Annotated in this window: 10 protein-coding genes; 5 read left to right on the top strand and 5 right to left on the bottom strand. The window is 65.8% G+C overall.

The features are described 5' to 3' along the window. Nucleotides 1-14: 14 nt before the first annotated feature. From HZ989_RS06210 to HZ989_RS06220, 3 genes are all read right to left on the bottom strand, one after another. The gene (locus HZ989_RS06210) at nt 15-1,298 is read right to left on the bottom strand and encodes an ATP-binding protein (protein WP_209322743.1); all 1,284 of its coding nucleotides are present in this window, start codon (nt 1,296-1,298) and stop codon (nt 15-17) included. Between the two features lie 75 nt (nt 1,299-1,373). Beyond that, a complete protein-coding gene (locus HZ989_RS06215; protein WP_209322744.1) occupies nt 1,374-2,507 on the bottom strand; it encodes an FIST signal transduction protein in 1,134 nt (377 codons plus the stop codon). 351 nt (nt 2,508-2,858) lie between these two features. Continuing rightward, on the bottom strand, nt 2,859-3,302 hold the full coding sequence (locus HZ989_RS06220) for a tRNA (cytidine(34)-2'-O)-methyltransferase (protein ID WP_209322745.1): 444 nt from the start codon (nt 3,300-3,302) through the stop codon (nt 2,859-2,861). 196 nt (nt 3,303-3,498) lie between these two features. Between HZ989_RS06220 and petA the strand changes: the two genes are divergently transcribed. From petA to HZ989_RS06235, 3 genes are read left to right on the top strand one after another with little or no spacing between them, the layout of a single operon-like run. Beyond that, nucleotides 3,499-4,056 (top strand): ubiquinol-cytochrome c reductase iron-sulfur subunit, encoded by a 558-nt coding sequence (petA, locus tag HZ989_RS06225; protein WP_209322746.1) that lies wholly within the window; start codon nt 3,499-3,501, stop codon nt 4,054-4,056. Between the two features lie 11 nt (nt 4,057-4,067). Beyond that, a complete protein-coding gene (locus tag HZ989_RS06230) occupies nt 4,068-5,396 on the top strand; it encodes a cytochrome b N-terminal domain-containing protein (RefSeq protein ID WP_209322747.1) in 1,329 nt (442 codons plus the stop codon). Nucleotides 5,397-5,401: 5 nt separating this feature from the next. Beyond that, on the top strand, nt 5,402-6,262 hold the full coding sequence (locus HZ989_RS06235) for a cytochrome c1 (protein ID WP_209322748.1): 861 nt from the start codon (nt 5,402-5,404) through the stop codon (nt 6,260-6,262). On the opposite strand, the gene HZ989_RS06240 is transcribed toward HZ989_RS06235, so the two are convergent. After that, nucleotides 6,259-7,212 (bottom strand): IS481 family transposase, encoded by a 954-nt coding sequence (locus tag HZ989_RS06240; RefSeq protein ID WP_209322749.1) that lies wholly within the window; start codon nt 7,210-7,212, stop codon nt 6,259-6,261. The two genes, HZ989_RS06235 and HZ989_RS06240, sit on opposite strands and share 4 nt — an antisense overlap. Before the next feature lie 238 nt (nt 7,213-7,450). Between HZ989_RS06240 and HZ989_RS06245 the strand changes: the two genes are divergently transcribed. Then, nucleotides 7,451-9,094 carry a M28 family metallopeptidase gene (locus tag HZ989_RS06245; protein WP_209322750.1) on the top strand — a complete coding sequence of 548 codons (1,644 nt, stop codon included), beginning with the start codon at nt 7,451-7,453 and terminating at the stop codon, nt 9,092-9,094. Nucleotides 9,095-9,177: 83 nt separating this feature from the next. Next, on the top strand, nt 9,178-10,764 hold the full coding sequence (locus tag HZ989_RS06250; protein ID WP_209322751.1) for a M28 family peptidase: 1,587 nt from the start codon (nt 9,178-9,180) through the stop codon (nt 10,762-10,764). A gap of 198 nt (nt 10,765-10,962) precedes the next feature. Here the strand turns inward: HZ989_RS06250 and HZ989_RS06255 are convergent, their stop codons facing one another. Further along, nucleotides 10,963-12,513 carry a DUF1501 domain-containing protein gene (locus tag HZ989_RS06255; RefSeq protein WP_209322752.1) on the bottom strand — a complete coding sequence of 517 codons (1,551 nt, stop codon included), beginning with the start codon at nt 12,511-12,513 and terminating at the stop codon, nt 10,963-10,965. Between the last annotated feature and the right edge of the window lie 3 nt (nt 12,514-12,516).

The following is a 12,516-nucleotide window of genomic DNA, read 5'->3' on the forward strand; positions in this document are numbered from 1 at the left end:
CGGGTGCGGTGCGGTCAGGCGGCCACGGCCGCGATGTCGAGGTGCGGCCGGGTTGCACTGGAAATCGCCGAAAGCAGCGCATCCAGCTCGATGGGCTTGGCGACCCATCCATTCATCCCGGCTGCCGTGTACCTGGCCAGCTGGTCGTCCATGACATTGGCCGTGACGGCGATGATCGGCACGGGGCGCAGGTTCGCTATCTGCTCGCGCCGGCGAATCTCGTCGGTGGCCTCTATCCCGTTCATCGTGGGCATCTGGATATCCATCAGGACCATATCGAACCCTCCACGCGCCCACATCTGGACCGCTTCGGCCCCGTTGGTCGCCATCTGGATCTCACCGACGAACGTATTCAGCAACGCCTTGAGCACCATCCGGTTGGCCGGATTGTCCTCCGCAGCCAGAATTCGCAGGGGATGGTCAGCGGTGATCCCGGGTGTCGACGAGCCGGTTGCCGCCGGGGGTCGAGCGAGGGACAGGCAGAAGCTGAACTGCGATCCTCGACCAGGTTCGCTTGTGACCTGAAGGTCTCCACCCATCGCCTCGACGCGTTTCCTGGCGATGGCGAGGCCAATGCCGAGGCCACCCTCGCGCCGGCTCGCCGATGCATCGATCTGGGTGAAGATCCCGAAGATGTCGGACAGGCGTTCCTGCGACATGCCCGGTCCCGTGTCCGTCACCGAGAATGAGATGCGGCCATCCGTACAATGCGCGTCGATCCGGACCTGACCGGTCTCGGTGAACTTGACGGCATTGTTCGTCAGGATCGAGAGCGCCCGGCCCAGGTGGTTGGCATCTGCCAGCCATTCGCCATCAAGGGCGGGGTCGATGTCCACGATGAACTCAAGGCCCTTGTCGCGGCAGCTGTCAGCGTGTTTGCCCACGGCTCGCCTTACGGCCGAGCCTATGTCCACGGGCGCCAGGTTCAACTGCAGTTCGCCGACGTCCGCCGAGGCGATATCGAAGATGTCATCGATAATGGCCACGAGGTGTCGGCTCGCCTTGTGGATGACGTCGAGGTTCTCGGCGTTCAGGGCTGAAGCATCATCGCGCGCCATGGCATCCACCATGCCGACAACGGCATTCAGCGGGGTGCGGATCTCATGGCTGATGTTCGACAGGAAAAGGCTCTTGGCCCGGCTGGTCTCGGCTGCGACCCTGGCCTGGGACAGGCTTTCATTGGTCTCGGCCAGTTCGCGGGCGGCCACGGTCATCGCCCTGTGGCTGAGGGCGTTCGCCTCGTCGTGCTCGGCATAGGCCGCGTCTATGGCATTCAGGAGTTTCTCCAGATCGAGCACGCCTTCGCTATCGGTGCACCGCCGCAGTTGGCGCGCCAATAGTCTGTGCCGACCAGGACTGGACGCCTGGGTCATTCAGGCACGCTCGCGGATGACCGTGACGGTCATGGTCTGGTTGTGCAGCGTACGGTCCTGGGTGACGCCGTGAGGCGCAATCTCTCCATAGCTGTAGAAGCCGACCGTCGGCATGGCGTTCAGGACCTGAGCCATCTCCTCCGTTTCATCCGCGACACGCTGGCCCATCATCAGTTTGCGGCCGATGCAGCTGACCACCAGCGCCAACCCCGAATCGGGGCTGTCGCCACAGGCCTGGGCGGCGGCGCGCGCGGCCCCGTCGGCCAGCTGGTCGGGGGTTCCCCGCATCAGCTGGGCGGTCCAGCCTTCAGGAATGTCGCCGGCAAACACCAGTCCATTCCTGGCTTCGTCTATGCCGACGATCGTGCGGACCACATCGTTCTCGGACGACGCATCAGGCCGGATCGTCAGGGGGAACAGCAGGGCCGTCCCGGGGAGGCCGTCGGCCAGAGGGCCGAGATACTCCCGATAGAGATCCAGGGCCGGTTTGCCATCCAGTTCGAACAGCACATTGGCGGTCGACCGCGTGATCCGCCGCAGGGGGCCAAAGGACTCCCACCCGCCGGTTGATCCCCAGCCGATCCGCAGCGTGTCGCCGTACAAGCCGATACCGACGACCTTGCCCGGCTCCGGTGCGCCATCAAGACCCACCCGTGTCTCGCCGAAGTCGGCTCCGTCGCCGGCGAGGCCCCCTGTGACCACGATATCCTTTGGCAGCCGGGTCGAAAGGCCCTCGATCAGCGCGGTGCCATTCAGGTTGGTGCCATCGCCCAGAATCAGGACCGCCTTGAGATCAGGCTCCAGAAGCGCGTCGGCAAGGACCCGCCCGGCCTCGGCATCACCCCCTGCGGCGGCCAGATCGACAATGTGGGCGCGGACGCGGGCGGCATCGAACCGTATCGCCGCACCGACCAGGGCCTCGTCGAACACATCGACGCCGGCGATTTCTCCGCCAGTGGAACAGCTGGCGACGAGCGCGGCGGGAAAGCGCTTTCTCAGCGCCGCGACGGGTTCCGGATTCCGGGACTGAGCGGCACCCAGAAAGGCCAGAACAAGCTGGGGCTCGAGGTCTTCGAGGGCGGGAATGCCAACCCTCCAGTCTTGATCCTCGAACGCGAACACCTTCGTCTGCACGACAGCTTCCCCCCGGCCTGATTCCAAACTTAGCCATATTGGGGTTTAGGGACTGTAAACTACGTGACTTCGCGTGATTTCGAGAAATGTGGAATGCTCTTGCTCCGATCGAGCGCAGCATTGTTGATTGTCTCGAGGCACCGCCTTGCGGACTGACCCGGCAGGTGGATCTGGCGGCCGTGGCTCCCGGTGCCTTGCGGATCGTACCGATGTATTTCGGATCAAGGGCACTGAACCCTGTTTCGGGATCGACCGGTTCCTTGACGACGGATCGACGTTGCGCGTGAAGCGGAATCGACCGCTGCAGCGCTTCCTGTCGGCGAATGGATCGGCTTTTGAAGACCCGGGCGGTCAGGACAGGGTCTGCCGCAACCCTTCGAACAGTCCGATCCCGGCGCTGACCGACAGGTTCAGTGACCGCGCTCCGGGCCGGATCGGGATGAAGACGCGCGCGTCGGCGGCGGCATGAACGAAGTCGGGCGCACCGGACGTTTCGGATCCGAACAGCAGGGTGTCGTCGGGCTGGAAGGCGAACCCGGTCAGGGATGTCGCGCCCCGCGTGGTGAACAGAATCAGGCGACCGGCACCGCGGGTGGACTGGAACGCTTCCCAGTCGGCATGGCGGATCATGTGCGCCAGCGGGCCGTAATCCAGGGCCGCTCGCTTCATGGCGCGGTCGTCGAAACGGAAGCCGGCAGGCTCGACGATGTGCAGTTCGACCCCGAAACAGGCCGACAGTCGGATGCATGCCCCGACGTTCTGCGGGATGGCTGGTTGAAAAAGGGCGAGACGCATTCTATGGCCCTTCTACGCGTGAGGCCGGGCCTTGTCGCGGCCCTGTATGCGACCGCTTCTCATTAGGCGTCAGCAACTTGCGGCGATGAGCCGCAAAGCCGGGCCGGGGCATGTTTCGTCCGGTGCGCTATAGGAACGCTTCCTCGCGCGGGTGCCATTGGGCGGGCCGCGTTCGGGCTTTTTCAGAAGGTGAGCCGTGGCCGAATCGGTCGTGAACGCAGAGCATCCCGAAGGTGGAGCGCCCGAGGGTGAAGCCACCCGCCGGGACTTCATCCATATCGCCGCCGGTGCCGCGGCCGTGGGCGCAGGGGTGATGGTGGCCTGGCCGCTGATCAACTCCATGAACCCGGCCGCGGACACCCTGGCCCTGTCGACCACCGAGTTCGACACATCCAAGGTCGCCGAGGGCATGCAGGTCGTCATCACCTGGCAGGGCAAGCCGGTGTTCATCCGCAACCGTACGGCCGCCGAACTGCAGAAGGTCCTAGCCGACCCGATGAGCAGCCTGAAAGACCCCCAGTCTGACCAGGACCGCACCAAGCCGGGTCACGAGCCGATGCTGGTCGTGCTGGGCAACTGCACCCACCTGGGCTGCATTCCCACCTTTGGAGCCGGTGACTACGGCGGCTGGTTCTGCCCGTGCCACGGTTCGCACTACGACGCGTCGGGCCGTATCCGTAAGGGACCGGCCCCCAAGAACCTGGTCGTCCCGGAGTATGCGTTCACCGCAGGCTCCACCATCAAGATCGGCTGAGAGCAGGCATCATGAGCGGACACGAATCCACCTACGTCCCCAAGACGGGCATCGAGAAGTGGCTGGACACACGGCTGCCGATCGTCCGGTTCGGGGCTGACTATCTGGCCCTGCCGACGCCGAAGAACCTGAACTACTGGTACACCTTCGGGGCGATCCTGAGCATCTGCCTGGTGACCCAGATCGCCACGGGCATCTTTCTGGCGATGCACTATCAGCCCAATACCGCCATGGCCTTCGCCTCGGTCGAGCGCATCATGCGCGACGTCAATGGCGGCTGGCTGATCCGCTATGTCCACGCCAACGGGGCGTCGATGTTCTTCGTCGCGGTCTATATCCACATGCTGCGCGGGCTCTACTACGGCTCGTACAAGGCCCCGCGCGAGATGATCTGGATTCTGGGCTGCATCATCTTCTTCCTGATGATCGCCACGGCCTTCCTGGGCTACGTCCTGCCCTGGGGCCAGATGTCCTACTGGGGTGCCGAGGTCATCACCAACCTGATCGGGGCCATTCCCCTGATCGGCGAGCCGGTCCTGATCTGGCTGCGCGGCGGACCGGCGATCGACAATGCGACGCTGAACCGCTTCTTCTCGCTGCACTATCTGCTGCCGTTCGTGATCTTCGGCGTGGTCGTGCTGCACCTGTGGGCACTGCACACCGCCGGTCAGAACAACCCGGTCGGGATCCTGATCCCCAGGGAGCGCGAGAAGAAGGATACGGTGCCGTTCCACCCTTACTATACGGTCAAGGACGGCTTTGCCCTGATAATCTTCCTGATGATGTTCTCCTGGTTCGTCTTCTTCATGCCGAACGCCCTGGGTCACGCCGACAACTACATCCCGGCCAACCCGCTGCAGACGCCCGCCCACATCGTGCCCGAGTGGTATATGCTGCCCTTCTACGCGATCCTGCGGGCCATTCCCGACAAGTTCGGTGGCGTGGTGGCGATGTTCGCGGCCATCGGCATCCTGTTCGTCCTGCCCTGGCTGGATACGTCAAAGGTGCGCTCGATGCGCTATCGCCCGACGATGAAGATCTTCTTCCTGATCTTCGTGGCCAACGGCCTGATTCTGGGCTGGTGCGGTGGCCAGCTGCCGGACGCCCAGGTGGTCCCGGGGATGCCCAGCTTCACCCTGCTGGACGGTCAGCTGAACAGCTATCTGTGGCTGACGCGCCTGGCGACCCTCTACTACTTTGCCTTCTTCGCCGTGATCCTGCCCTTCGTGGGGCTTAAGGAAACACCGCTGAAGATCCCGGCGTCGATCTCCGAGCCGGTCCTTTCCGGGCCGGACGCGATGAGCGGCGCGGTTCCTGCTCAAGCCGAAAAGAAGGGCTGATCGCGATGACGATTTCTATTCGCAAACTGGTCCTGGCCGCAGCTTCGGCCGCTCTGTTCGCTTCGGCCGGTCCGGCCCTGGCCGAGGGAGGCAAGCTGGAGCCCCGCTCGGGCGGTTTCAGTTTCGAGGGCCCGCTGGGTACGTTCGATCAGGCCCAGCTGCAGCGTGGCTACAAGGTCTACCGCGAGGTCTGTTCCGCCTGTCACTCGATGAACCTGATGCATTTCAGGACCCTGGGTGAGCGCGGGGGTCCCTTCTATGACCCCGAGGCCGCCAGCCCGGCCGAGAACCGCTTCGTCAAGGCCCTGGCCGCAGAGGTCCAGGTCGCGGACATCGACACCGAGACGGGTGATCCGATCATGCGCAATGGCATGGCCGCCGATGCCTTCCCCTCGCCGTTTCCGAACCGGACGGCGGCGGCAGCGGCGAACGGCGGGGCCGTTCCGCCCGACCTGTCGGTGATGGCCAAGGCCCGCGATGGCGGTGCCGACTATATCTATTCGATCCTCGTCGGCTATGTGGAAACCCCGTCGGCCGAGCTGAAGGTCAATCCGGGCCAGTACTACAACCCCTATATGGCCGGGGACATGACGCCCTTCTGGTCGGGCGATCACGAGCATGTGCCGCCCGGAGGCTTCATCGCCATGCCGCCCCCGCTGGTGGAGGGCCAGGTGACCTTCGACGACGGCACCGCCAGTTCCGTCGACCAGATGGCCAAGGACGTCTCGGCCTATATCGCCTGGGCCTCGGACCCCAAGGCGACGGAACGCAAACAGTCGGGCATGGGCGTCCTGGCCTTCCTGGCCATCTTCGCCGGCCTGACCTATGCCAGCTATCGCAAGATCTGGAAGGGCGTGGCGCACTAGATGTGGAGCCTCAACAGGTTGTCCCCAGTGAGGGCGAGTCTGCTGATGGGTGTTTGTCGTTTGATGCCGCCGTGTGGTCGATGCCAGTTGTATCGGTGTAGCCAGAACGGAAGCTCGGCGGCGCGTCGATCCGAGCTCTGGTATTTCTGTGCGTAAGCCCATTCGCGCAGGGCGGTCTGGATGAAGCGCTCGGCCTTGCCGTTGGTCTTTGGCGTGTAGGGTTTTGTGCGGATGTGCCTGAGGCCCAGCGCCTTGCAGGCGTCGCGGAAGGCGAAGGCTTTGTAGCATGAGCCGTTGTCGGTCATGACCCGGGTCACGGTGACGCCGAGTCCGGCGTAGTACTCGATAGCCGCCTTCAGGAAGGGGACGGCGCTCGAGGCCTTCTCGTCGGGCCGTATCTGGCTGAAGGCGATGCGTGAGGCGTCGTCGATGCAGACGTGGACGAACTCCCAGCCGACGCCGCGCCCGTTGGACTGTCTGGTTCGATCGCCGGTGACGCGGTGGCCGGGCTGGTCGAAGCGGCCCAGTTTCTTGATGTCGATGTGGATCATGTCGCCGGGAAGGTCGCGCTCGTAGCGGCGAACCGGCTCAGGCGGTTCCAGGTCGCGGATGCGGCTGAGGCGGACGCGGCGCAGGATCCGGCTGACCGTGGCCGGCGACACCTTGGCGTCGCGGGCGATCTGCTGGCCCGTGAAGCGCTGCCGGCGCAGGGCGATAATCTGCTCCTGGACCCCTGTCGGTCGGGGCCCGCAGCCGGTGCGGACGCGACGAACGATCCTCAGACCCGCCGTGCCCTCGGTTCTGAACCGGTTTACCCACTTGCCGACGGTCTTGGGATCGACGCCGAAGGCCGCCGCCACGACCTTGCGCGGCTGGCCCTGATCCACCACCCGCCGCACCAGATCGGCTCGACTATGCGCCGTCAGCCGGGCATTCTCATGCACGTTCATTCGGTCCTCCGAGGAAGTCTCTGAAGTCTGCAACTCCAGCTTCCCCGGCCTGGACCGGATGGACAACCTATTGAGAGCTCACAACTAGAGCCACGTTAGATCGTGAAGAGACAAGGCCCGCCGGATCCGTCCGGCGGGCTTTTCCTTTTCCTTCGTCCGCCGGGAGGGGAAGCCGGATCGACACGCCCCAAATCCCGTCCTACCCTTCGCCAGCTCCGCGCTTTCGAAGGGTCTCTCCATGCGTCTGTTCTCCGCCGCCGCCGTCCTGTTGACGGCGTTTTCCCTGACGGTCGGGGCCCAGGCACAGACCTCGCCGTTCGAGGCCGCGCGGCTGTCCGAACACATCCGCGTCCTGTCCGCCGACGACTATGGCGGGCGCGGCATCGCGACGCCGGCCGAGGCCAAGGTCATCGCCTACCTCAGCGAACACTATGCGGCGGCGGGACTGCAGCCGGGCGGGGACAACGGCGGCTGGACCCAGGCCGTGGCGCTGAACCGGTTCACGGCCTCGAACATCCAGGCCCAGGTTCGGGTCGGCGACTGGACCCAGCCCCTGACCCAGGGCGAGCAGATCGTGATCTCGAGCCGACGGCCCGGCGAGGACCACGTCAGGCTGATGGACGCGCCCCTGGTCTTCGTCGGCTATGGCATCCATGCGCCGGAGCGCGACTGGGACGACTTCAAGGGCCAGGACATGCGCGGCAAGGTCCTGGTCGTTCTGGTCAATGACGCCGACTTCGAGGAGCCGGCGCTGGACACCTTCGGCGGCAAGGCCATGACCTACTACGGCCGCTGGACCTACAAGTACGAAGAGGCGGCGCGTCAGGGCGCGGCTGGCATCATCATCGTCCACGAGACCGATCCGGCCTCCTATGGCTGGACGACGGTGCGCAATAGCTGGTCTGGCGCGAATTTCGACATCGTGCGCGCCAATCCGGATGAGCGGGTGCCAATGGAAAGCTGGATCCAGCGCGACGTGGCTGTTGAGCTGTTCCGGCACGCGGGCCAGGATTTCGAGGCGCTGAAACGCTCGGCGCGCCGCCGGGACTTCCAGCCTGTGACCCTGACCGGGGCGGCGCTGGACGTGATGTTCGACGTGGCGTCCACCCGGATCGAGACGCACAATGTGATCGCCCGCCTGCCGGGCACGACCCATCCGGACGAGACCTTCCTCTATACCGCCCACTGGGACCACATCGGCGTCGGCACGCCCGATGCCAACGGAGACGCCATCTTCAACGGGGCGGTGGACAATGCCTCGGGCACGGCGGGCCTGCTGGAACTGGCGCGGGTGTATGGGGCCGGGCCGGCACCGGAGCGGTCGGTGGTCTTCATCAGTTTCACGGCCGAGGAGAGTGGTCTGCTGGGGTCTGAATACTATGCGGCCAATCCGATCTATCCGTTGGCCACGACCGTGGGCGGGATCAACATGGACTCGGCCAATGTCTATGGCCGGGTCAGCGCCATGGGCGTCGTCGGCTATGGCCAGTCGGACTTCGACGACCGGATGCTGCCGCTGGTCGAGGCGCAAGGGCGCGTGATCCAGCCGGACGAGAACCCGGCCTCGGGCAGCTATTTCCGCTCCGACCACTTCCCCCTGGCCAAGCGCGGCGTGCCAATGGCCTATGCCGACTCGGCCGGAGACTTCATCGACGAACCGGTCGCCAGGCGGACGGCGGCGCGCGACGACTATACCGCCAGCCGCTATCACCAGGCCGACGACGAATGGTCGCCCGACTGGGATTACGCCGGTCAGATCCAGGACCTGGACGTCTATCTGGCGCTGGGGCGTTCGCTGGTCGATGGCCGCGACTGGCCGCAGTGGAAGCCGGGTTCGGAGTTCGCGACCGTCCGGGCACAAACGGCGGATCAGCGGCAATAACGCCAGGGTTCATGACAAAACCGTAAGGCGCGCGGGGCCGCCGCCGCCCCTAGGGTGCGCATCTCAAATCGGAGATGAGCTGGATGTTGCGTGGACTGATCGGCGGCGTGGCCGCACTGGCGTTGCTGGGCGCGGGGGCTGCGACCGCCCAGGAGTTTTCGGCCGAGCGGCTGAGCGACCACATCAAGGTTCTGTCCGACGACAGTTTCGCCGGACGCTTCCCGGGTACCGAGGGCGAGCGGCTGACGCTGGCCTATCTGCAGAGCCAGTACGAGGCCATGGGGCTGGAGCCGGGCGGGCCGGGCGGCTCGTGGCTGCAGGATGTGACCCTGGTGCGGTTCACGCCCTCGCGGGCACCCACCGCCAGCTGGACCGGCCCTGACGGCACGACCCATGCCCTGGTCGCGGGAACGGATATCAACCTGCGGACCGCGGTCGGCGACGGGACGGTCACGGTGACCGACGCGCCGATAGTCTTTGCCGGATACGGCATCGTCGCGCCCGAGCGCGGCTGGGACGACTATGGCGACATCGACCTGACGGGAAAGGTGGTCATCATCCTGGGTGGCCAGCCCACCGCGTTCGGGGCCGATCCGAACTTCTACGGGTCGCCGGTGCACAAGCGCGAGGAGGCCTTCAGGCGCGGGGCCGTGGGGGTCATCGCCCTGCAGGAACAGGGCACGATGCGTCCGAACATGCGGCCGCGCATGACGATCGGCGACGCAAGGGACGTGTCGTTCAGCGGCACGATCCCCATGACCACCGCCGACCAGATGGCGACGGCCATGGGTGGTCAAATGAGCGACGCGGTGGCGATGGCCCGGGCCGGTGGCGCGTTCAGGGCGCACGAGACGGGCCTGAAGCTGTCGGTCGACATCGCCGAGACGACCGAGGTCGTGCCCTCGCACAATCTGATCGCGAGAATCACGGGCACGACACGGCCGGACGAATACGTCGTCTATTCGGCCCACTGGGACCACGTCGGGACAGCACCCGAGCCGGACGCGACGGGCGACAACGTTTTCAACGGAGCCTGGGACAATGCCTCGGGCACCTCGGGCGTGATGGAGATGGCGCGCGCGTTCAAGGAAGGCGCTCCGCCCGAACGGACGGTCATCTTCCTGCACGTCACGGCCGAGGAGCAGGGTCTGCTGGGTTCGCAATGGTATGCGGCCCACCCGGTCTATCCGCTGGAGAAGACGGCGGCGGACATCAATATCGACATGCTGCCCTTCACACCCGCGACGAAGACCATCGCCATCTTCGGGCCAGGCAAGTCGACGCTGGAGGACGATCTGGCCACGCTGGCGGCCGAGGACGGACGAAGCCTGACCGGCGACGGCGAGCCGGAGCAGGGGTTCTACTACCGCTCAGACCACTTCAACTTCGCCGTGGGCGGCGTGCCGGCGCTGATGCCCTGGACCGGTGTCGACTTCGTCGAGGGTGGCGAAGCCGTCGGGCGGCCCTACTACCAGGCCCAGATGGCGGCCTACTATCATAATCTGAACGACGAATGGCGCGCCGACTACGACTTCACGGCGGCCCAGGCGAACCTGCACCTGCTGTACGAACTGGGTCACGGAATCGCGGATTCGGAAGCCTGGCCGCAGTGGAAGCCGACGGCCGAGTTCGCGGCCCGCCGTCGCGCCTCGGACGCCGCCCGCGACTGAACCCTCTCCACGGCGGAGGCGTTCAGCGAACATGATCCGTTTGCTGTGCGTCTCCGGCCTGTTGCTGGCCTGACTGTCCGCCTGCGATCAGCCCTGTCCCCGACGCGCAGAACCTGGCCCCAGCCACCCACCCGGCCGTTCGTCGGCCGGGTCAGGCTTCAAACTGGCGTGCCGGCACCGGGGGGCCGCGCAGGGCCACTAAAGAAAGCCCAGACCCCGGCTGACCATATTGCCCAGATTGGGGAAGATGGTGTCGAGATTGCTTTCCGACACCCCCAGCCAGCGGCCCATGGTGGCGGCGTATTGATCCACCGAGGTGGTGGGGACCAGGTAGGATCGGCTCATGTCGGGGTTTCGGAACGTGCCGAGATCGACACCGAGGGTTGGATACTGGCCATAGATGTCGCCGCCCCGGACCGAGCCGCCCATCACCAGATGGTGCCCGCCCCAGGCATGGTCGGTGCCGTCGCCGTTGGTGGTGAAGGTGCGCGAGAAATCCGAGGCGGTGAAGGTCGTGACCGCGTTGCGCATGTTGACGCCGGCCAGGTTGCCCAGGACGCCGTCGAAATAGGCCAGGGCGGTCGCGACCTTGGACAGGTTGTTGGACTGGGTCGTGTTCTGGAAATCGTGGGTGTCCCAGCCACCCAGGCTGACGAAGAAGACCTGGCGTTTGACGCCCAGGGTCGGAGCGGCAGCGATCATCCGGGCCACGGTCTGGAGCTGGACCGCCAGGTTGTTGGTCTCGGTCGCGCCGGTGATGGGGTTGCGGTAGACGGGTGCCGACGGCACGCTGGTCACGGCAGACGATGCGAAGACACTGTTCAGCGACGTCGCCGCGCCGATCGAGCGTCCAGTGGTGGTGGCATAGTCGGCGGCGAACAGGCTGGCCGACGAGGTGTCCGTGATCAATTCGCGGACCCGGCCAGGCGCGACGGTCGAGCCGAACAGGTTGGCCCCGGACTGGCCGTTAATGACCACGGCGGGCTGCGCCCCCGTGCTCATCTGGTACTGGACCACCGACTGGCCGGACAGAAAGACCGCGTTGCCGGCGGTCGAGACGGCCGTGAACAGGGCTCCCGTCCCGTTCATGCCGTTCAGCAGATCGCCGAAACGACCACCCCAGCCGGTGCGTGCCCCCTCGGTCAGGCCCGCCTGCCAGGTCGATTGCTGGTCGTTGTGACTGAACAGGTTGGCCGGGAAGGCGACCGTCCGGGCCTCGTACTGGGCCTTGGTGATCGGGCGGATCAGGGTCCCGACATTGGCGACCACGGCGAGGCGTCCCGCGTCGAACAGATCCTTCACCGGACCCATGAAGGGGTGCAGGCCGAACGTCCGGACCGAGGCGCTGGTGCCTGCCGGGATGGGGTTCAGGGTTCGCGGCACGATCGGGAGGACGCCGCCCCAGGCCTCGGGCGAATCCGCCGTGGAGACCCGGCCGGTGATCGAGTTGGTCGCCCCGACCGGCGTCGGCGGTGTGCCGACGGGCATCAGGGCGATGGGGTCGTTGCCGGTATTGCGCGCGGCGAAATAGCGACCCCAACTGTCATTGTCGGTCGCCAGCACCATGTTATGGCTGTCGTTGCCGCCGAACAGGAAGACGCAGACCAGGGCCTTGTAGTCCGGCGCGCTCTGGCTGACGGCAGCACCGGCGGCGGCGAGCTGGGCCGCGAAGGGGGCGGCGGCCCCCAGCATCGACAGGCCCCCGCCGATGTGGAGCAGCTGACGGCGGCTGTATTTTCCGTGGGTCATCGT

It is taken from the genome of Brevundimonas sp. AJA228-03, from assembly GCF_017795885.1.
Taxonomy (GTDB): domain Bacteria; phylum Pseudomonadota; class Alphaproteobacteria; order Caulobacterales; family Caulobacteraceae; genus Brevundimonas.